The following is a 19,228-nucleotide window of genomic DNA, read 5'->3' as shown; positions in this document are numbered from 1 at the left end:
TGGCTGGCCAACCGGGCGGGGCACGCGGGGCGGATCGCGCAGGCGGCGTTGCTGTTCGGATTATCGGCCGGGGTCTGCTATGCGATCGCAACGCTGGCGACCCGTCAGGTCGGTCTGTACCTGGACGACCATGAGTTGACCGGGCTGCTGTGGACGCCGACCCCCTATGTACTGATCGCCTTTTCCGTCCTTGCCCTGGGCCTGGAACAGCGGGGCCTGCAGGGTCGGGCCGCTGTGATCGCGTTTCCGGTGACCAGCGGGGTCTCGGCCTTTCTGCCGGTGATGATCGGCCTGACCCTCTTCGACGAGTCGGCGCCGCAGGGGCCGCAGATGGTGGCGTTTGTCGTCTCGTTGGGGCTGGTCGCGATCGGGATCTTCGGTCTTGGACGAGACCGGGCCGCGAGCGTCGCGCGGGAGTCGGCGACGGTCTGAGAACCCGACCTGGGCTGATTGGCTGGCAGACCGGTATACGACCCAGCTGGGCGACACAACTCGACGACACAGTTGGGGGCGATACAGCTGGGCGACATCACACCGGTGGGTGCCGTTGTGTTTTTATTGTCGATATTTGCTGGCGTGGCACGTTAGTTGCCCGACCAGGGGGAAAATCTGTTGTCGTCGACTATTGTATGTACGGATTATCCGAGTATGGTTGTTCTCGTGGGTATGTTTTGGTAACCATCTGTAATTGGGATGGACCGTAGTCAGGCGCTGAGACGTGAGGCGCTGAGACGTGAGGCAACGGCCGCAAGCGACATGCGGGGGTGGCACAACGTGTATTCGGACGGAGTGGGTGGCCCCTACCAGGTAGTGCCGGTGACGCTTCCCGTTGATCTGGTGGAGCATCTGGTGAGCCGTGTTGGAGTCCAGGGGCTCTCAGCCTATATTACGCAGGCCCTGATGCGGCAGGAGCCGATGGCGTCGCTAATCGATTTCCATCACATGACAGCCGTCGCGCTCGGGCTTCTACCGGAAGCCATGGAATCGTCGCGGCCAGCCCTGTACGGCCGTGAGTCCGTCCGGTAGCCGTTGTTCCCGCCAGGGTCCGGCGTCGAGCGGTGACGTACCAGCCCAGCCCGGGTCGATGGGTGCCGGACGGGCGAGTTCGTCACCGCGGTCACACCACCGGCCGGTCCGCGGCGATTCCGTTCCGTGTTTTCACTGCCCAGACCGCAGAGTGGGAGGTGGCCGGCTGTTCGGGTTCACCCCCCCGATCACCCGGGCTGCCGGCCACCCTAGCTAGCCCGCCTTTAGAGCGCCCGGCCCCGCGCCGCCGCGTCCCTATTGCCGGGCGCTCTTAATTGTCGTTTCGGGTTGAACCCGGTGTCGGGCGGAGCATGGCTGGGTGCAGAACGCCAGCCGGGCCACACCGGAAGAGCTCGGCCGGTCGGCCGCTGTCGCGCCTGGTCGTCCGTCCTGTCGGGAGCAGGAAGCCCGGGGTGCCTGTTACCTTGCGGTGGAAATTGCGTGGGTCGAGCCGGACGCCCCATACCGTTTCGTAGATCTGGCGAAGATCCGCCACGGTGAATTCGGGCGGGCAGAACGCCGTTGCCAGCGGCGTATATTCGATCTTTGCGCGGGCCCGCTCCACCCCGTCAGCCAGGATGCGCCCGTGGTCGAAGGCGAGTGAGTCGTCGCTGGCGAGCAGTTCGTCCACTGGTGCCCACCGGGAAGCCGTCGCGTCTGTTCCCGCCACCGGCACCGGCAGGTCGGGGGCCATGGCGAGATAGGCAACAGTGATCACGCGTGTCCGCGGGTCACGGCCAGGTGCACCGTAGGTGGCCAGCTGCTCAAGGTGCCCGGGTAGGTTCGCAAGACCGGTTTCCTCGTTGAGCTCCCGGCGGGCGGCGACCGCCAGATCCTCATCGGGACGAACGAAGCCTCCGGGTAGCGCCCACTGTCCGCGGTAGGGCTCGATGCCACGCTCCACCACGAGCGCGCACAGCACGTCCTGGCGGACCGTCAAGATGCTCAGGTCGACCGTCACCGCAAACAGGGAGTAGTAGTCCTGGGTACTTTCAGTAGCCACTCATTCAGCCTATCTCGTCAGGTTGACGAAAACTCGCCCAACCAGTTATCGTCGAACAGACGATAACAAGCAAGCGAGGAGGCGCGACGGTGGCTGACATATCGAAGGTGCTGTTTCTCCGTCACCTGCGTGGCACACCTACCGCGCACATCCAGTACCTGCGCCGCGGACGGGTAGTCCACGAGGGGATCGGCCAGACTTTCTGGTACCGCCCGCGGACGGCCGTGATCAGCGAGATCCCGCTGGACGACCGGGAGTTACCGCTGCTGTTCCACGCGCCCACCCGTGACTTCCAGGACATCGCGGTGCAGGCGACGGTGACCTTCCGGATCGCCGACCCGGCCGTCGCGGCGAGCCGTCTGGACTTCGGAATCGATCCTGAATCCGGCACCTGGCGAGCCGCTCCGCTCGAGCAGCTCGCTGGCCTGATCACCGAGACCGCCCAGCAACACGCCTTCGAGCTGCTCGCTCGTACGGTCATGACGGATGCGCTGGTCAGCGGGGTCCCGGCCGTGCGAGCGCGCATTCTCGACGGTCTCGTCGGCGATCCGAGACTCACCGAAACCGGAATCGCGGTCGTGGGCGTCCGAGTCGTTGCCGTACGACCGGAGGCGGACATGGAGAAGGCGTTGCGGACGCCCACCCGAGAACAGGTCCAGACCGATGCTGATCGTGCGACCTACGGCCGTCGAGTGGTAGCTGTCGAGCAGGAACGCCGGATTGCCGAGAACGAGATGCAGAACAAGATCGAGCTGGCCCGTCGAGAGGAGCAGCTCATCACCCAGCGGGGTGCCAACGACAACCTGCGGGTCACCCAGAAAGCAGCGGCGGAACGCATTGCCGCTGATAGCGAGGCCGAGCGGACCCGGGTCAGCGCGGCTGCCACGGCCGATGCCACCCGGTTGGTCGGCGCGGCCCAGGGTGAGGCGGACACCGCGCGCGTCGCCGCTCTGCGGGACCTCGACCGGTCGGCTGTGATTGCCCTGGCCGTTCGGGACCTCGCGGGGAACCTGCCCGGCATAAACACGTTGACGATAACTCCGGACCTGCTCACCGCCCTCGTCGCCAGACTCGCCGGATCGGCCGTGCCAGTTGTCGCACAACCGCTCCCGGCTGGCTCAGGCGGGCCGGCGGCACCGGCGGCACCGGCGTCGGTGGACGATGGGAACTGGCGATGACCCTCGCGCCCCGGGTGGTGGTCGTCTACCGCCGTACCGAATACGCCGAACTGCTCGACCGCCACGGCACCCGGGGCCAGGCCGCGTTCTTCCTTGCCAACAGGGACCGCGACCTGGTCGAGGTCGAGGCACGCCACGCGGCCCATCGGGATGCCCGTCGGGCGGTCGCGGCAGCCATCCCGCCGGACTGGCGGCGGGGGGAGGTCGAACGTCGCGACCTCGACCGATTCATGTTTGCCGCGGACGACATCATCGTCTGCGTCGGCCAGGATGGCCTGGTCGCCAACGTGGCGAAATACGTCGAGACCCAGCCGGTGGTGGGCGTCAACCCTGAACCGGGTCGTAACCCCGGCGTCCTGGTCCGACACCGGCCGCGGGACATCGGCGGGCTGCTGCGCCAGATCGAGGCGGACAGCTCCGGTGCGGCGCGCCGAGGCCGCGACGGCACCGCCGCAGATGACGTGATCATGCGGTTGACCATGGCGGAAGCTGTGCTCGACGACGGTCAGCGACTGGTGGCCCTCAACGAGCTCTACGTCGGGGACAGCGGGCACCAGACTGCGCGCTATGTGCTGCGGGCTCCCGGCCCTGACGGTCAGAGCACCGAGCGACAGGCATCGTCGGGTCTGCTCGTCGGGACCGGGACCGGTTCCACCGGCTGGTGCCGATCGGTGTGGCAGGAACGCGCCAGTGGCATCGGTCTGCCGAACCCGGAGGCACGGGTGTTGGTGTGGTTTGTCCGGGAGGCGTGGCCGTCACCCGCTACCGGCACGAGCCGTACCGAAGGGATGATCAACGGTTCAGCACGGCTTGAGCTCCTGGCCGAGTCCGAGCGGATGGTCGTCTTCGGCGACGGCATCGAGACGGACACGTTGACGCTGGCCTGGGGTCAGCGCATATCCGTCGGTATCAGCGAGCGGTACCTACACCTGGTCTGAGCCTCGCAGTTGAAGGGTTGCGGGCCACCGGAGGGCATCCTGGGCCAGGTTGGCGGGCGGTCATGGCCCGAACCGTTCCATCGCCTTGCGGACCCGGGAGTTCGCCTGGGCAAAACTGATCTTTCCGTCGACGTACGCCGCGAGAGAGTTGCGGCGCACCCGCTCGGCGCGCGGGTCCTCAAGCGGGGTGTTGAGCAGGTTGGTCGTGGCTGTGGCCACGCTGATCACCTCCCGTTGTGCGGAAACAGGACGACGAAAAGCCAGCCTGGCGTGCGTCAGGCGTGAGATGGATCAGGGGGCTCCCGGGTCGGTGGGGTTGGTAATCCCTGCCCGCGAAGCGATCGATCGCCTATGTTCCGCCGGCGCGCGATCGACGGGCCCGGCTGGATCTGAGGCTCGGATGCAGGGGGAGCCCGGCACGCCCCGACCTTCGGGCCTCTGCCCAGGCGATGGCGTACATAGCGGCTTCGCTCCCTACGGCGACGGCGGGCACCAGTACCCGACAAGATGATCGAAATCTTCACCCAACATTGACCACGAGGTCAATATTGATCAAGAAGGCAACTTTGATCAGGAAGACGATGTTGACCAGGAGGACAATGTTGACCAAGAGGACAATGTTGACCAGGAAGACAATGTTGACCAGGAAGGGAACAGGGAAAGAACTGTGACCCGACCTGACTTCTACAGAGTGCGCTGTCGTCGGCCCGATCGCAAGGGCTTTTTCGCGGTGTCGTCGTACGTGCTCGCGCAGTGGCCGCGTCGGTCATGTCGCGTGGCACGGTGGTTGCGAGCCGGTGCTGCTGTGCGACGGTGCTGCTGCGACGGTCGGGGTCGGACGGTAGGTGCCCGTCCGACCCCGACCGTCACCTATAGTGACCGGCACTCATCGTGACTCGGTAACCAGCGTGGTACTCTCAGACCTTCAGAGAGTATGACGGCGTGCGGCGCAGCTGTGATCGGTAACGTTGCGGTGATCAAACGTCGTTGTGATCAAACATCCCGGTCGGTCAGGCCCGGTCGAACTCGCCGTCCCTGGCGCCCGCGAGGAAGGCCTCCCACTCGCCGCCGGTGAAGGCCAGAATCGGCCCGGACGGGTTCTTCGAATCGCGGACGAAGACGCCCTCGTCAGCCACCGCAACCTCTACACACATACCGCCGGCACCATTGCTGTAACTGCTCTTGCGCCAATCGGCGGTCTCGGCATCGATCGTGGGGCTGGCCAACCTGGTGTTTTCAGTCATTTCATTTCCTCCGTCACTCTGGCTATCATCTCGAGGGACTGGTCGGGGCGGAGCGCGGCGGCCAACAGGTAGTCGGTCTTCAGCCGGTAGTGCCGAATTTCCGCCGCTCGTTCAAGATAGAGGCTCCCGGTCGCCTCCTCGATATAGACCACGTCGTGGTCTGTCGGGTCCGGAAAGCCGAGGATCGCGAATGTACTGCCCATTCCCGCGTGGGCACCCGCGGCGAAGGGTACGACCTGAATGGTGATATTGGGCAGTTCCGCTCGCTTGATGAGATGTTCGAGTTGGACGTGCATCACGGCCGTGCCGCCAACCGGGCGGTGCAACACCGCCTCGTCGAGGACGACCCACAGCCGAGGTGGGCTCTCGTGTGTGAGGCGATTCTGCCGGTCGAGCCGGAGCGCGACCCGGCGTTCCACATCCTCCTCGGCGATCTCCGGGTTGTCGGCGCGGATGACGTGCCGGGCGTACTCGGCCGTCTGCAGCAGGCCATGGACGAGCTGCGCCTCATACACGCTTATCGAGGAGGCGTCCCCTTCGAGTCCGATGTAGATCTCGAACCAGGGCGGAACCACGTCGTGGTAGGTATGCCACCAGCCACGTTTACGGGACTCGCGGGCAAGGGCGAGGAACGCCTCGCGCTGAGCGTCGTCCGTTACGCCGTAGAGCTGCAGGAGATCGTGGACGTCGCGCGTCCGGACGGGTACGCGACCGTTCTCCATTCTGCTGATCTTCGAAATAGAGCAACGGAGGAGTTCGCACGCCTGCTCGACTGACACGCCGGCCCTCTCGCGGAGTCGGCGGAGTTCGGCGCCGAGTCGCCGTCGCCGGACAGTCGGACCACTGTTGGTACCCATTGGTCCTCCTTGGTGATCGGCCCCGGACGTTCGTCTCCAGGGTCTGCCAGCCCCAGGCGGCGCCTCGCGTCGTTGTCGTCAGCCCAGGTAGAACACCGCTACCTGGGCCTCCTCCGCCTCGCGACGCATCCACCTGGCATCCGACATCCCCCGAGCAACGTCCAGCGCCGACCACTTAGCATGGTCTATTGCTACATAATGCCACCATCCCATCACTCTCATCGGGTGGGGTTGAGCGTTCTGTGGTGACACGGTCACAACGGCTGTTGCGGGGGGTCGTCGGTCCGGTCCATGCTGTCTTCGGGATCACTTTAAGTTTGTTCTCTACTTCGAAGGGTGAGTTGTTGATATGGGTGCGATGGGGGGAGATCAGGTGGACACAGGTGAAACGATGATCAGGCGCAGGTTTCTGGTCTTTGACGGAGACGGCGAGCTCGTCGCCACCTTCCCCGAGTGGGGCTCAGCCCACGCATGGGCACACCTGCGGGCCATGGAACCGCGCACGCCACAGCCGGTCCAGGTCGAGGACAGATGTGACCGCCGGACGTGGACCATCGAGGCGGGACGCTGCCGGATGACGGTATGGCGTTGCGATGTCGAATATCGCTCCTGCGCACCGGACGCCGCGGTGGCGATCGGCAGGCGGGAGCACGCCTGGGCGTCCTGACCGGCCGGCATGGGCGGCGGCAGGGCCTTCGATTCTCGTTGAGCGGCTGCCGTCGTGGGCCAACCGTGTGCTGAATGGCAGCTTTTCAGGGTATGTCCGAATAATCAATTCGATGGCGCGTCGCGGACCGCGCGGACGGCGGTGATCGCATCGTCCGTGGTGAGCCCGCCGCCGGACGGGATGCGCCATGGCACGTCCCGAGATCCGGGTACCATGGTGGAGCTCTGAGCTTCCATGGTGGAAGGAGGTTCGATGGCGCTGAACATCAAAAACGACGAAACGCAACGACTCAGTCGCGAGCTCGCCGAGTTGACCGGAGAGAGCATCACCACCGCTGTGACTGTTGCTGTTCGTGAGCGCCTCGACCGGATGCGTGCCGATCGTGAGGGCGCTGAGCAACGAGCCGCCCGCATTGTGGCCATCGGCCGTCAGATTGCTGCCGCTGTGTCCGCGTCCGGCCTGAGCATTGATGATCTTTATGACGAACGTGGGTTGCCGGCGTGATCGTCGACTTCTCTGCGCTTGTCGCCGTCGTCCGGGCCGAACCTGACGCGGCTCGTTATGCTGCTGCACTCGTCGCGGCGAACCGGCCGGCGATGTCGGCCGTCACCGCAGCGCAGGCCACTATTGCTCGGCAGGCCTACCGCGACTTCGGGCGGGGCAGTGGTAGCCCCGCCCGGTTGAATGTCGGAGACTGCTTCGCGTACGCGTTAGCGGCGCAACGGCGGGAGCCGTTGTTGTTCAAGGGCGCGGACTTCACTCACACCGATCTGGTCGCTGCGGACATCCCCGACCAGTAGTCCACCGCAACGAACCAACGGCTAACGTGACAGGATGAGCCTGCGCCTGAGCCGGATTGCGGGTGCCGTAAGGATGAACTAGGCCGATCTCGCCGCAGTGGCGTGAGGACGCAACGGCTGCCGTACCCAATTACGCCCACGTGTCGTGATCGCGTTGCGGTGTGCGGTGTGCGGTGTGCGGTGTGCTGGTGCGTGTTTCGTCGGCGATGTAGCCGTAGGGCGGTCAGGCACAGGACCAGGACTGCCGGGCCGACGTGGATGGCCATGACTCCGTAGATGCGGAGTGCAACCGTCCACCAACGCGGGCCACGGTACGAGGGCGAGTCTGCGCCTGAATCAGCTCGCCGAGGCGGCTGAGCTGTTGACCAACGATCCGCTCGCCCTGCTGATCGGGATGGTTCTGGACCAGCCGATGCCGCAAGGATGGAGTGGGCTGGCGCGCTGACGCGGTGTGCCGCCGTGGTCCGGTACGAAGACAGTTGCCGGCGGATGAGTGGCGCAGATCACCTTCCAAAGGTGACAGTACATTGTCGCCGTCCTCGACCACGATCGAGGCATGACACACATCGCTACCGCGCGTCCCGCCGGCCCTCGTCCCGATGACGTCGCCACGACCGGGCTTGACTGCCTCGCCGAAACCGCAGCGTTCAACGCCGCATTCGAGGCCAAGGCGAAGTCCCGTCCTGACCGGGCGAGGCGACCGGATGCCGTGATGCTGGCGGCTCTGCGGCGCAATCGACTGGGCGGCGACACGCCGCCGGTGCGTCTGGCTGAGGCGCACGACCGGGATATTGAGGTCGACGGGGCACGTGTGAAGCTGCGGGTCTTGGTCCCGAGAGTGGTCGAGGGCGTATACCTGCATATGCATGGCGGCGGCTGGATGTTCGGCTCCGCCGATGGGCAGGACGAGCGGTTGTGGGACCTCGCCCGTACCGCGCGGCTCGCCGTGCTCAGCGTCGACTACCGCCTCGCGCCCGAGCACCCGTATCCGGCGGCGCCGGATGACTGCGAGCGGGCCGCGCTCTGGTTGGTGCGCAACGCCGCGGCGGAGTTCGGCACCGACCGGCTGTTGATCGGCGGCGAGTCCGCCGGCGCCCATCTGTCGCTGACCAGCCTGCTACGGCTTCGGGACCGGCACGCGATCACGAATGCGTTCCGAGCGGTCCACCTGACATTCGGCCCCTTCGATCTGTCGATGACGCCGAGCCAGCGGCTGTTCGGAGCGCGCCCGCTACTGACCAACACCGACTCGCTTCGGACGGCCTACGAGGCGTTCCTCCCCGACTGGTCACCCGAACAGCGGCGCGACCCGGAGCTGTCGCCACTGTACGCCGACCTGTCGGGAATGCCGGCGGCGCGGATCGTCGTCGGGACGGCGGACCCGTTGCTGGACGACTCGTTGTTCCTGGCCGCGCGTTGGCGGGCCGCCGGCATTCCCGTCGAATTGGAGGTCGTGGCCGGGGCGATGCACGGGTTCACCCTTTTCCCGCTCACCGTTACCGAACAGGAGCTGCGCAGACAGGCCGAGTTCCTGTCGCAGGTGTGAGGTAGCTTTTTTGACGTGACACGGACCGATCGTCTCTATGCGCTGGTGGAGGAGTTGCGTGCAGCAGCACCGCGCCCTCTGACGGTGTCGACGCTCGCGCGGCGGCTGGAGGTCAGCGAACGCACCGTCCAACGCGATCTGAAGGCAATGACGGAGACCGGAGTACCCATCTACAGCGCGAGCGGGCGCGGCGGCGGCTGGTATATCGACTCGGCGATGACTTTGCCGCCCATCAATTTCACTTCTCGTGAGGCCCTCGCGGTGGCCGCGGCGCTGGCCGCAGCGGAAAGCTCGGCACCGTTCTCCGATGGCGCCCGCGGCGCGATGCGGAAGATAGCCGCATCGCTGTCGGGTCAGGTCTCGATCGCGGCGCATGACCTTGCTGCCCAGATAGTCGCCATGCCCTCCCGTATTGACCCGACGGTGCGCACCGCGGTCGAGCGGGCCGTTACCGAACGCGAGGTGCTGTGGTTGAGCTATCTGGATGCGAACGAGCAGGCTTCCGAGCGCGAAGTGGAACCGATCGGCCTGCTTACCGCCCAGGGCCGGTGGTACCTCCTGGCGTGGTGCCGCGTACGGCGCGCCTCACGCGGGTTCCGGCTCGACCGGATCCAGGCGGCCGCCCCGACCGGCCGCCCGGCGCCCCGGCGTGTCCTGGCCGACATGCTCGGATCGGCCGCCGCGGGCGCTGCCACCCCGCCCGTGCTGGACTCCCTCACCACACATGCTTGATGGCGGCGGCTCTGGAATGATGGCCTGGCGAGGGTCGTCGGCTCTACGACCCGCAGGGGGGCGTGCCCGGCCAGCCGGCTCGTACGTCGGGCAAGGCCGCGGAGCGCCGAGATGACCTCGATGTCCAGATGTCCAGATGTGCGGGGGCGTAGGGGGCGTCACCGCCGGTCACTCAATCCCTCGCGGCCTTACGCCGAGGGCTGTCGTCTCCGAATTCTAGAGTCGAAATAGCGTCATAGTGACGTCGCACTGCGAACCGGCGCGGTCATCATGGGTCGCCGGGTCAGTCTGTCGCTTCGGCATCCGTCAAGGGTCGGGCGCCGCTGATGGAGGTCGCGCAGTAGCAGGTGCGATCGCTTTGGTGTCGACATCCGCGTTCTGCGAGTTTCATGGTGGAAGTCAGGGCTTCCATGGTGGAAGAAGATTCGATGGCGCTGAACATCAAGAACGACGAAACGCAGCGGCTCAGCCGTGAACTCGCGGACCTGACAGGGGAGAGCATCACGACGGCCGTGACCATGGCCATCCGTGAACGTCTTGACCGGATGCGTGCCGACCGCGAGGCGGGCGAGCAGAGAGCCGCGCGCATCGTGGCTCTCGGTCGCCAGATAGCCGCCGCGGTTTCCTCGTCCGGCATGAGCATCGAAGATCTTTATGACGATCACGGGCTGCCGACGTGATCGTCGACTCCTCGGCGCTCGTCGCGATCGTCCGAGCGGAGCCCGACGCGCCTCGCTACGCCGCGGCATTGGTGTCTGCGGCCCGGCCCGCGATGTCAGCCGTGAACTATGTGGAGGCCGCCGTGGTGGTCGACTCAGCTCGAGATCCAGTCGCGAGCCACCGGTTCGACGAGCTCGTCAGAGTAGCCGGCATAGATGTTGTAGGGGTCACCGGGGAGCATGCGGTCCTTGCCAGGCAAGCGTACCGGGACTTCGGCCGGGGTAGTGGTAGCCCTGCCCGGCTGAACTTCGGTGACTGTTTCGCCTACGCGCTCGCGGCGCAACGGCGGGAACCGCTGCTGTTCAAGGGCGCGGACTTCACTCACACCGATCTGGTCGCTGCGGACATCCCCGACCAGGACATCCCCGGCCAGTAGCCCACCGCAACGAACCAACGCGACTGCCGTGACCGGATGGGCCTGCACCTGAGCCAGATCGCCGGACCGGGCGGGAGCGGGTGCCGATCTTGACTGCCGGAAGACCGCGCCATACGATACGAGCATCTACTCCCCGCCGTCCTACGGGACTGGCGGGGCTTTTTTAGATCGGTTACGTCATGACCCCACGTGTTGCGATCTTTATCGACTACCAGAATGTCTACCTTTCCGCGCTCAAGGTTTTTCAACCGCTGGAGACCTCCCGGTCACGCGGGCACGTCGATCCGGTACGGCTTTCGGAGCGGATCTGCGCCGGGCGTCGTCTTGGCGGCGCGCTGACGGATATCCGTGTCTACCGCGGTCGACCAGGCCCGGACCGCCAGCCGGAGGCCGCTCGCGCCAATGACCGGCAGGCCAGCGCCTGGGCGCGGCATCCGCTCGTGTCGGTGATCCGGCGACAGCTTCGGTACCCGAGGGACTGGCCGGTGGGCGCTGCCCAGGAAAAGGGCATCGACGTTGCTTTGGCGGTCGACTTCGTTCGCCTCGCCTGTGAGGGCGCCTATGACGTCGGCATCCTGTTCAGCCGAGACACGGACCTGGTACCCGCGCTGGAGGCAGTTCGTGACCTTGGTTCGGCTCGAGCGCACGTCGAGGTCGCGACCTGGGTTGGAACCAGCCGGCTGCGTTTTCACGATTCCCAGCTTCCGTGGTGCCACTACCTGAACGCCGACGCCTACGAGTCATGCCGGGATGGTATGGACTACACCGCGTCAGCGGCAGACGTCCCCGAAGCCGCCCAGGCTTCAGGTCGGTAGCGCACACGGCGTCCGATCGTCGGATTGTCCTGGAGCAGCACATGCCGCAACCATGGAGTGAGAATGTTAAGATCACAACAGATGGAGGTCATGTCGCGGCGGACGCCTTCATCTCGGTGAACCATCTGATTCGCCCCGCTGGTCTCCCACCTCGGTTACTCCCGCGGATGCTTCGAGCACCGGCGTGAGCTGGCGCTACCGACCGGCGGTGTCCAACTGCTGATCAATCTGGCCGCCGACTCGCTGCACGCCTACGGCGCCGGTGGCGGTTGCTCTTCCCACCGTACCGGTGGGGCGGCGCTTCAGGGACCGACTGACCAGCCGCGCCTGATTGACCCGGCTGAGCAGCGGGGGATCGTCTGGGTCGCCTTCCGCGCTGCTGGCGCATCCCCGTTCTTCCCCGTCGACAGCGCGAGTGTGCGCGGTCGGCTCGTCGATCTGGGCGACCTGTGGGGTCAGGCCGGCGTGAGCATACGGGAACGGCTGCTGGAAGCCAGCGGTCCGGCCGATGATCCGGACTGGGCGCGTCTGGCGGCGGACTGTTGACCGCCCACCTTCACCATCTGGTCGCCGACCCAGATCCTGGCGCCGGCGTGGTTCTTCGTAACGCGGCGTGATCTTTGGCGTGAAGATCGCGGCTTGACAGTTGGACCCGAGGGATGCTGATGCCCTCCTGAACGACCCGGCTAACAGAAGTGGCAGCGGCTCGATGCGCATCTGGGCTGGTAGACGATGCGCTTGCACTATGGCTGGGTGAGGTCAATCTTCACGGCGAACGGAGCCGCAGCTTCGACGACACCCGTGTGGACATCACCGACTCGGTAGGTTCCCGCGGCCGGGTCGAGCACATAGGTATAGACGAGAGGGACACCGGCGGCGGAGTGCTCGATCCGCCAGTAGAACTGGATGCCGGCCCGGGCGTACTGCTCCGGCTTGAAAACACGGTCCGTGGTTTCAGAACCCGGTGAGACCACTTCGCCGACGAGGAGGATGTTTTCCGGGCGCATCGGGGTGACACCGACCGCGCCTGCCCGGTATACGACGATGTCAGGCCGCCGGACCGTCAGCGGCACATCGTGGAGCCGGACATCGAAGTCAAGATCGGCGAACCACCCCGGGGCCCCGGCCAGCTCCATGGCATTGGCGACTTTCCTCGCCAGCCGGTTATGCGGCAGGGAGGCGCTGGGGACCATGACGACCATCCCGTCCACGATCTCGATGTCCTTGCACTGTTCTTCGGACAGCGAGTTGTACAGCTCCGCTGTGATCTGCTGGTGCATCCAGGCGGGAGCGACCATCTCCGCGGTCACGGCGCACCTCCCTGAATTGGCGGCCCTGGATCGGTGGCAGACCTGATGCCTCACGGCAAGCGTAGCGCGCTGGTCGTGTCTGCCTGCACTGTTCGATGACCGGGAGCGCGTGTGGATGCTCGTCGACGTCCCCTCAACCTGCGGTACAGCGTCAGGCCGGTCAGGAACAGGACGAGGATGGCGGGGCCGACGTGCACGGCGATGAACCCGATGTAGTGAGGGCCGCCCCAGGCGTGTCGGTAGGTCTCCGGCTGGCTGGGGCGTTCGGTGGCGAGGATGTATCCGGCCCGTGCGACAAGGAAGGCGCTGGCCGCCAGGAGGAGAAGGCGGACCGCCGCGCGTCGTAGCCGGGCGCCCCAGCCAGCGGCTGGCGGTGACGCTGGTCGGCGTGCCGTGATCAGGCCCACCGTGATCAGCCCCGCAGCGACCACAGCGGCTACGGCCAGTCTCCTCACGCCGGCTCGTCTGCGCGGTGCCGGGTGCGGCGCACGATTGCGGAGCCGGCCACCAGCGCCGTTGGTGTCAGGACCGCCACCAGCGCCAACGCCCGAAGCGAGGTGGTCGGAGCCCAGAGGATGTTGTCGGTCAGCCCTGCCCGTACGGCGGCGACCTCCAGGGCGGCCGTGGCGAGTACCGATTTGGTGATCTGGGCGAGCCACGTCCTGGACTGAAGACGGAGCTCGACGGCGTGGCGCAGGACGTCGATGACGGTGGCCAAGGTCAGTGGAGTGTCCTGGAGGAGCGCGGCGAACTCGTCGCCGTAGCGTGCCCGCCACTGCCTGGGATACATGGCGAGAAGAAAACGCCTCATGCCTGGGCCAGCCGTGACTGCCCGGTCTGGACGACCCGAGACCAGGTCGCCAACTGCGCGGTCAGTGCCACTCTTCCCGCCGTCGTGATCTCATAGGGGCGGCGGCGATCGTCGCTGGGTAGCGGGGTGATCAGGCCGCGTTCCACTAGCTTGGTCAGTGAGCCGTACAGGGTGCCAGGGCCGAGCCGGACCCCGGTCTGTTCCAACACATCCGCGGTGATCGCGTAACCGTGCTTGGCGCCGTCGCTCAGTGACAGCAGGACCAGAACTCCCGGCTCGCCGAAGCGGGCCAAGCCCTCGTCCCGTCCGAATCTCGCCATGCGATGCATCGTATGGCGTAATAGTCGGGGGCGGCAAGACACCGCTGTACGCGGGCCTGCCTGCTGGCAGGGCGACCGGCGACGACGCACTGGGGATCGCTCGGTCTGTTGCGCGAACTCGATCCGACGGTCGTCATCCGCCCCGACGACCGTTTCGTCGACGACGGCGACATAGTCACCTCGGCAGGTGTCAGCGCCGGCATCGACATGGCCCTGCACCTCGTGGCGCGTCTTCTGGACGTCGAACGTGCACGACAGGTTCGGCGCGGCATCCAGTACGACCCGCAGCCGCCAGTCTGATCCGCGTCGGACGGGCCGAGCTGGCCCGGGACGAGCGGGGCGTATCTCCGTGCCCTGCTCACCGGTGCCGGGGGGAGGCCGCGAGGGCTGGTGAGCGCCAACCCGGCAGGTGCGAACGTGACCGTTGCGTGGCCCCGTCCTTCCGGCGGGCAGCCGACTTCGCAACGTTTCGGGGACGGCCGACTACACAGCCCTCGGACGGGTGGTGTGGCAGCCCCCGCCGAACGGTCGGCTACGGTGATGTCGTGGGACTGCACCTGAGCCAGATCGCCGAGGCCGATGAGCTGCTGACCAGCGACCCGTTGGCGCTACTTATAGGCATGGTTCTGGACCAGCGAGGTTCGGAAAGAACGAACGTGGCGCCGACAACCAGTGCTGACTATGACGGCCATGGCTCGCCGGCCTTCTCTTGAGGTGAAAGCGCCGTGACATTCGACGCCGATGTTCCAGACGGACGGTTTCCAGCCGGGCAGCAACCTGTTCGGGGTTTCGTCCGAGGCCGTGGCGAAGGCCGTCGGATCGATCTGCCGAACTGGTCGATGCTCGTCAAGGTCACGGATGGTGATACGCTCGGCCGGCTCACCGTGCTGGAGGGGCGGATGGGCCCGCGGCAGCCCGGGCCGCTTCCTCATGTTCACGAGGGCCATGACGAGACGTTCGTGCTCGTCGAGGGCCGGCTGCGGTTCCGGGTCGGGGACGGGTTTCATACCGCTGTCGCGGGCGAGACGGTGTTCGCCAGCCGGCGGCTGGCGCACGGCTTCGGGAATCCCTTCGACGAGCCGGCGTGTTACGTGGCCATCCTCACGCCCAGTGGTTATGAGAACTATTTCGCCGTCGTCGCGGAGCACGTCGCCAGGACTGGTGCCCTGCCCGGCAGGGCGCTGACGCAGGAGCTGATGGCGCCCTACCGGACGGTCCTCTCGCCGTCCCTGCCAGACCCAGACGCGGTACTGCCACGATAGGAACGGACGGCGTCCCATCCCCGGATCGCACCATCCGGCGTGCCCGCTGGCGGGAACCGCGCCTACGGCTGGCTGCCGGACAAGCGGACCAAGGACGAGACGGAAGCCGCGCTCTTGGTCGCCGGGGTCGACGACATCCTCGAAGGTGTCGGCCTCCACGCGATTTGTCGCCGCTGGAATCTAAGTTGTGCGGCGGTCGGGCTGACGATGCTGGAAGGAGCACACGGCTTACCCGGTAGCTCGGCCGGTTGGAAGGGCTGGCGCGATTGAGATCGGGCGAGTTTATGCGGCAGGCCCGTAGCCGCGCACACGGCTCTCGTAGCGAATGGCTGCCTCCACGTCCACCTTGGGGATCTTGTGAAGTCCGGCGATAGCCGCGATGGACTCTCCCGCGACGAATCGGCGGTAGAGGCTGGCCGTCCGAATACCCAAAACGGTTGGCTCCCCCAGGTCGTGCAGCGGATCGAATACGACGGGGCTCGATTTGTTGTCCGGATAGAGCCGGACCGCTACTCCTCCTGGCTCGAAGTCAATCTTCTGGACGAACGCTTCGGCTCCAGGCGCGAGAATGAGTTGTCCGTTGCGAAGAACCACCATGGCAAGCTCGCCCGTGATGCCTGTCTGCTGCTGCACATCGAGGACCAAGTCTCTGTTCGCGACGTATGGCCTGGCGTGAGCGAGGGGGTACGGCACCCCAAGGCGGTCGCGGAGCATCTGCACGACCGGCCGAAGCTGTTGCAGGCTCACCCTGTGCCTGACGCGGTACTCGCGGAGGTAGCCAGCCTCGACGAACTCACCCCAGGTGACCGTTTCGCTTCCGGTGCGACGTGGCCTGATTACAGGTTCGTAGCTGGCGCCGGCTCGGGTGTAGCCGTCGATCCAGCGCCTCAGCGTCGCTGGCTTGACGCCCAGCAGACGTGCGGCTTGGCTCATCGTGTAGACCTCACGCTCGAGTACAACGAGGCTTGATGGCTCCTGACTCGATGGCGACGAGACCGTCAGCGTCTTCGGGGTGCGTTCCCAGATCGCGAGGATCTTCGCGAGCGGCTCGTCGTCCTCGTAAAAGTCTCCCTCCACAGTGGTCATGACCGTATCGTGCACCATGCGGCGCGGCTGTTCTACTGGCCGATCGGGTAGGCGCTGCCAAGATTCCATTCGCCGTCCTCTCTGGTCGGGTACAGGACCACCAAGACGCGTCGTGCCCCCAGCCAGGCTTCGACCATGGCCCTGCGCCCTCGCTCGGGATCGTCGTCCCAGGCCGCGACAAGCTTGTCCACGCCGACGAGCGCCGCGGCCACCTCCTCCGCGTCAAGGCCGTGCTTGCTGCTGAGCTTTGCCCGAACGGCCGGGCTGACCCGCAGCACAGCGACCCAGATCCGTTGGTTCGCCGTGTTACCCCTGCCGGACATATCGGATACACTACGTGATGTCGAAGCGGCTGCTGATCACGGCGAAGGCGCCTTACGGCGATTGGCGCCCGTCTCGGTCACGAGGGCGGCGGCGTGACGGCTACGGTGTCGATGTGCAACTGCATCTGAGCCAGATCGACGAGGCGGACGAGCGGCTGACCAACGACCCGCTGGCGCTGCTGATCGGGATGGTGCTGGAGCAGCGGATGCCGGAAACAAGGAGCAGATCTACATCGGGTCTAGCGCTGCGCTCCGGGTGATGCGGCCGTCAATCCGGATGCGCCGACGGCATCGACGAGGAGTTTGTCGTAGCTCAGTACGACGTCCAGCGAGTCCTTGAGGTCGAGTGCGGTCGCCAGATGGATCGCGTCGAGGGTGCGCAGTCGCGGCGGCGGTACGCGGGCCGCATCGGCGAGCAGGGGCGGCGTGATCTGGACGAGGTCTACATCGGTCGCGAGAAAGGCTTCAGCCGATGAGAGCATGGCCGGGCTGACAAGTCCGAGCAGCCGGGTCAGTTCGACGGCGAGCAGGGCTGACGATATAAGCCGCAGCGGCTCCTGTTGCTCGGAAAGCCACTGGCGAAGGTCGCTCGACTCTTTCTCCGCGATAAAAATCTTGGCCACGGCTGATGTGTCGAGGTAGATCAGAGTCGTCATCAGTCTTCGTTGCGCAGTTCGGCGAGCCATTCATCGGAGGAGCGGCCGGTCGGATTGGGTGCGGGCTCCGGAAGATGGGAAAGGCTGAACGGGCCGGCCGCCTGGCGTATCAGCCCAGCCGCGACAAGCTGCTCGTAGCGGTCGTCTTCGGCGGGAACGATCCTCGCCACGGTCCTGCCACGGTCGGTCACCTCGACCGTCTCGCCCGCGCGGACCAGCGCTAGGACACGAGCTGTCCGTTGGGAGAGCTCTCTCATCCCCACTCGGAGGTGTCCGTCATCCGGAGCCGCTGTCATACGCTCTACGTTACTACATGTACAGCGTTCACTTCGACGGTGCCGGGAGCCGACGAGCTGCTTACTCGAGAGCCGCTCGCGCTCCTTGTAGGCATGGTGCTCGACCGGCGGGTTTCGGAAAGAGGGAGCGGGACGGGCTGGTTTGCATCCGTCTGACCGCGTAGCGCCTACTTTTTCCCTACCGTCCTCCGGGACTGGCGGGGCTTTTTTCTAGATCGCTACGTCGTGACCCCGCGAGTCGCTGTCTTCCTCGACTACCAGAACGTCCACCTCTCGGCGCGTAGCAGGTTTCTGCCTTCCGGCACACCTGGCCGGCATGGACACGTGGATCCCGTGCGCGCGTCGGGAAGCGAGATCGGTTCCCCGTCACCCGTAGCTCGACGGGCAACCCGGCGACGCGAACGGCGACGGTGGCGATGTAGGACAGCATCGCGTCGTATCCAGACCCGGCCGGCAGACGGTCCAACAGCTTGCGGGCGGCGCGCCTCGATCGGTCCGCTGCCAGCTCGGCGGCTTTACTTTCCGCTGTTGGACGACTCAATACGTATGACGAGGTCGGGGCGCACGAAGGTGACCCACTCCGACCGCACGGTGATGGGGTAATTCCGCTCGCGCGCTCCCGGGAACGGGAGAGTGCGCGCCTCGCCCGGCTGGATGGTGACACCGTCTTGGAGCTCCTGCGGAGCGCCGTGGCCGGTCTCACAACGGCCACCGTGACCCATGCAGATCGTCACGGGGCTATCAATCAGCCGGTTGACGAATCGGTATTCCCCGCGGGTGGTGACCACGCAGGTGGGGTCGAATCCAATCGCGATGATCTCCACCTGCTTAGGTTTGGTCCCGTTCTTGCAGGAGGTGGCGCTATAGTAAGGATCATCGGGTGCGCTCTTATTCAAGATGGCGAACAAGATGTACACCAAGATCGTTAGTGCAAGGCAGCCACACCCGACAGGTCCACTAGCCTTGTCTCCGCTCCCGGGCGGATTGTGAGCGGACATACTGTCAATATTTCCCGCGCCGACGCATGGGGCTGGCAAGCTTGCGACAAGCTGCGCTAAGAAAAATCGCCTACCGTTGAAGGCAGGATCGTTGCGGGACCGGGGAAACGGGAGACCACGGCAAACCGCAGGAGACCCCGGACCGCCGAAGGACTGCTATCGGGAAGCTGAAAGTAGTTTGGCGAGCACGTCAAGTTACTTCGGTGGGCGGGCGAGTTCGGCGGCGGCCTGCGTTGGGTGGCGGGCACAGACCCATCGCCCGAG

The 19,228-nt window shown here is 65.9% G+C and carries 27 protein-coding genes and 2 pseudogenes; 16 read left to right on the top strand and 13 right to left on the bottom strand.

The genetic code is table 11. The features are described 5' to 3' along the window. Window positions 1-432, top strand: a pseudogene (locus U9977_RS09560) (hypothetical protein); the annotation flags it as partial. An 865-nt stretch (window positions 433-1,297) separates the two neighbouring features. Here the strand turns inward: U9977_RS09560 and U9977_RS09555 are convergent. Continuing rightward, complete coding sequence (locus U9977_RS09555) at window positions 1,298-2,029, bottom strand: NUDIX hydrolase (protein ID WP_322748848.1); 732 nt, start codon at window positions 2,027-2,029, stop codon at window positions 1,298-1,300. Window positions 2,030-2,118: 89 nt separating this feature from the next. Here U9977_RS09555 and U9977_RS09550 point away from each other — a divergent pair, with 89 nt between their 5' ends. Beyond that, a complete protein-coding gene (locus U9977_RS09550; RefSeq protein WP_322748847.1) occupies window positions 2,119-3,207 on the top strand; it encodes an SPFH domain-containing protein in 1,089 nt (362 codons plus the stop codon). Further along, window positions 3,204-4,145: a hypothetical protein gene (locus U9977_RS09545; RefSeq protein WP_322748846.1), complete on the top strand. Its 942-nt coding sequence runs from the start codon at window positions 3,204-3,206 to the stop codon at window positions 4,143-4,145. The genes U9977_RS09550 and U9977_RS09545 overlap by 4 nt, the downstream gene beginning before the upstream one ends. Window positions 4,146-4,205: 60 nt before the next feature. Here U9977_RS09545 and U9977_RS09540 read toward each other — a convergent pair whose 3' ends face one another. The 3 genes from U9977_RS09540 to U9977_RS09530 all read right to left on the bottom strand — a co-directional run bounded on the left by U9977_RS09540 (window position 4,206) and on the right by U9977_RS09530 (window position 6,246). Next, complete coding sequence (locus U9977_RS09540; protein WP_322748845.1) at window positions 4,206-4,364, bottom strand: hypothetical protein; 159 nt, start codon at window positions 4,362-4,364, stop codon at window positions 4,206-4,208. Window positions 4,365-5,155: 791 nt separating this feature from the next. Then, on the bottom strand, window positions 5,156-5,389 hold the full coding sequence (locus U9977_RS09535; protein WP_322748844.1) for a DUF397 domain-containing protein: 234 nt from the start codon (window positions 5,387-5,389) through the stop codon (window positions 5,156-5,158). After that, window positions 5,386-6,246 (bottom strand): helix-turn-helix transcriptional regulator, encoded by an 861-nt coding sequence (locus tag U9977_RS09530; protein ID WP_322748843.1) that lies wholly within the window; start codon window positions 6,244-6,246, stop codon window positions 5,386-5,388. The genes U9977_RS09535 and U9977_RS09530 overlap by 4 nt, the downstream gene beginning before the upstream one ends. Window positions 6,247-6,619: 373 nt before the next feature. Between U9977_RS09530 and U9977_RS09525 the strand changes: the two genes are divergently transcribed. The 8 genes from U9977_RS09525 (at window position 6,620) to U9977_RS09490 (ending at window position 11,902) form a co-directional block, all read left to right on the top strand. Next, on the top strand, window positions 6,620-6,913 hold the full coding sequence (locus U9977_RS09525) for a hypothetical protein (RefSeq protein ID WP_322748842.1): 294 nt from the start codon (window positions 6,620-6,622) through the stop codon (window positions 6,911-6,913). Window positions 6,914-7,165: 252 nt separating this feature from the next. Continuing rightward, the gene (locus U9977_RS09520) at window positions 7,166-7,417 is read left to right on the top strand and encodes a type II toxin-antitoxin system VapB family antitoxin (protein ID WP_322748841.1); all 252 of its coding nucleotides are present in this window, start codon (window positions 7,166-7,168) and stop codon (window positions 7,415-7,417) included. After that, on the top strand, window positions 7,414-7,713 hold the full coding sequence (locus U9977_RS09515) for a type II toxin-antitoxin system VapC family toxin (RefSeq protein WP_322748840.1): 300 nt from the start codon (window positions 7,414-7,416) through the stop codon (window positions 7,711-7,713). The genes U9977_RS09520 and U9977_RS09515 overlap by 4 nt, the downstream gene beginning before the upstream one ends. 556 nt (window positions 7,714-8,269) lie before the next feature. Next, the gene (locus U9977_RS09510) at window positions 8,270-9,259 is read left to right on the top strand and encodes an alpha/beta hydrolase (protein WP_322748839.1); all 990 of its coding nucleotides are present in this window, start codon (window positions 8,270-8,272) and stop codon (window positions 9,257-9,259) included. Between the two features lie 15 nt (window positions 9,260-9,274). Further along, complete coding sequence (locus tag U9977_RS09505; protein WP_322748838.1) at window positions 9,275-9,991, top strand: helix-turn-helix transcriptional regulator; 717 nt, start codon at window positions 9,275-9,277, stop codon at window positions 9,989-9,991. 428 nt (window positions 9,992-10,419) lie between these two features. Next, a complete protein-coding gene (locus U9977_RS09500) occupies window positions 10,420-10,671 on the top strand; it encodes a type II toxin-antitoxin system VapB family antitoxin (protein ID WP_322748837.1) in 252 nt (83 codons plus the stop codon). Next, window positions 10,668-11,087, top strand: a complete 420-nt coding sequence (locus tag U9977_RS09495) for a type II toxin-antitoxin system VapC family toxin (protein WP_322748836.1) — start codon at window positions 10,668-10,670, stop codon at window positions 11,085-11,087. The genes U9977_RS09500 and U9977_RS09495 overlap by 4 nt, the downstream gene beginning before the upstream one ends. Window positions 11,088-11,266: 179 nt before the next feature. Next, window positions 11,267-11,902, top strand: a complete 636-nt coding sequence (locus tag U9977_RS09490) for an NYN domain-containing protein (RefSeq protein WP_322748835.1) — start codon at window positions 11,267-11,269, stop codon at window positions 11,900-11,902. Window positions 11,903-12,645: 743 nt separating this feature from the next. Here U9977_RS09490 and U9977_RS09485 read toward each other — a convergent pair. The 4 genes from U9977_RS09485 to U9977_RS09470 are packed head-to-tail and all read right to left on the bottom strand — an operon-like array spanning window position 12,646 to window position 14,343. Further along, window positions 12,646-13,212: a Uma2 family endonuclease gene (locus U9977_RS09485; RefSeq protein ID WP_416210536.1), complete on the bottom strand. Its 567-nt coding sequence runs from the start codon at window positions 13,210-13,212 to the stop codon at window positions 12,646-12,648. Window positions 13,213-13,262: 50 nt separating this feature from the next. Next, window positions 13,263-13,667 carry a hypothetical protein gene (locus U9977_RS09480; RefSeq protein WP_322748834.1) on the bottom strand — a complete coding sequence of 135 codons (405 nt, stop codon included), beginning with the start codon at window positions 13,665-13,667 and terminating at the stop codon, window positions 13,263-13,265. Then, on the bottom strand, window positions 13,664-14,023 hold the full coding sequence (locus tag U9977_RS09475) for a hypothetical protein (RefSeq protein ID WP_322748833.1): 360 nt from the start codon (window positions 14,021-14,023) through the stop codon (window positions 13,664-13,666). The genes U9977_RS09480 and U9977_RS09475 overlap by 4 nt, the downstream gene beginning before the upstream one ends. After that, window positions 14,020-14,343 (bottom strand): PadR family transcriptional regulator, encoded by a 324-nt coding sequence (locus tag U9977_RS09470; protein ID WP_322748832.1) that lies wholly within the window; start codon window positions 14,341-14,343, stop codon window positions 14,020-14,022. Before U9977_RS09470 ends, U9977_RS09475 begins: the two co-directional genes overlap by 4 nt. A 54-nt stretch (window positions 14,344-14,397) precedes the next feature. Between U9977_RS09470 and U9977_RS09465 the strand changes: the two are divergent. The 4 genes and pseudogenes from U9977_RS09465 to U9977_RS09450 form a co-directional block, all read left to right on the top strand. Then, a pseudogene (locus U9977_RS09465) lies at window positions 14,398-14,643 on the top strand (DJ-1/PfpI family protein); the annotation flags it as partial. Between the two features lie 245 nt (window positions 14,644-14,888). Continuing rightward, window positions 14,889-15,056 carry a hypothetical protein gene (locus U9977_RS09460; RefSeq protein WP_322748830.1) on the top strand — a complete coding sequence of 56 codons (168 nt, stop codon included), beginning with the start codon at window positions 14,889-14,891 and terminating at the stop codon, window positions 15,054-15,056. A 12-nt stretch (window positions 15,057-15,068) separates the two neighbouring features. After that, entirely contained in the window at window positions 15,069-15,605 is a 537-nt protein-coding gene (locus tag U9977_RS09455; protein ID WP_322748829.1) for a cupin domain-containing protein, read from the top strand. Between the two features lie 39 nt (window positions 15,606-15,644). Further along, the gene (locus U9977_RS09450; protein ID WP_322748828.1) at window positions 15,645-15,875 is read left to right on the top strand and encodes a hypothetical protein; all 231 of its coding nucleotides are present in this window, start codon (window positions 15,645-15,647) and stop codon (window positions 15,873-15,875) included. 12 nt (window positions 15,876-15,887) lie between these two features. Here U9977_RS09450 and U9977_RS09445 read toward each other — a convergent pair whose 3' ends face one another. Both U9977_RS09445 and U9977_RS09440 read right to left on the bottom strand, forming a co-directional pair. After that, window positions 15,888-16,691, bottom strand: coding sequence for a helix-turn-helix domain-containing protein (locus U9977_RS09445; RefSeq protein WP_322748827.1), 804 nt, complete (start codon window positions 16,689-16,691; stop codon window positions 15,888-15,890). A gap of 32 nt (window positions 16,692-16,723) precedes the next feature. Then, complete coding sequence (locus U9977_RS09440; RefSeq protein WP_322748826.1) at window positions 16,724-17,014, bottom strand: hypothetical protein; 291 nt, start codon at window positions 17,012-17,014, stop codon at window positions 16,724-16,726. A gap of 17 nt (window positions 17,015-17,031) precedes the next feature. Here U9977_RS09440 and U9977_RS09435 point away from each other — a divergent pair, with 17 nt between their 5' ends. Continuing rightward, window positions 17,032-17,274, top strand: coding sequence for a hypothetical protein (locus tag U9977_RS09435; protein ID WP_322748825.1), 243 nt, complete (start codon window positions 17,032-17,034; stop codon window positions 17,272-17,274). On the opposite strand, the gene U9977_RS09430 is transcribed toward U9977_RS09435, so the two are convergent. The 3 genes from U9977_RS09430 to U9977_RS09420 form a co-directional block, all read right to left on the bottom strand. After that, a complete protein-coding gene (locus U9977_RS09430; RefSeq protein WP_322748824.1) occupies window positions 17,254-17,670 on the bottom strand; it encodes a type II toxin-antitoxin system VapC family toxin in 417 nt (138 codons plus the stop codon). The two genes, U9977_RS09435 and U9977_RS09430, sit on opposite strands and share 21 nt — an antisense overlap. Beyond that, window positions 17,670-17,927, bottom strand: a complete 258-nt coding sequence (locus U9977_RS09425; RefSeq protein WP_322748823.1) for a type II toxin-antitoxin system prevent-host-death family antitoxin — start codon at window positions 17,925-17,927, stop codon at window positions 17,670-17,672. The genes U9977_RS09430 and U9977_RS09425 overlap by 1 nt, the downstream gene beginning before the upstream one ends. Before the next feature lie 554 nt (window positions 17,928-18,481). Further along, a complete protein-coding gene (locus tag U9977_RS09420) occupies window positions 18,482-18,883 on the bottom strand; it encodes a hypothetical protein (RefSeq protein WP_322748822.1) in 402 nt (133 codons plus the stop codon). Between the last annotated feature and the right edge of the window lie 345 nt (window positions 18,884-19,228).

The organism is Protofrankia sp. Cas8, from assembly GCF_963555845.1.
Classification (GTDB): domain Bacteria; phylum Actinomycetota; class Actinomycetes; order Frankiales; family Frankiaceae; genus Protofrankia.
This window is presented reverse-complemented; position numbering and strand designations above follow the sequence as displayed.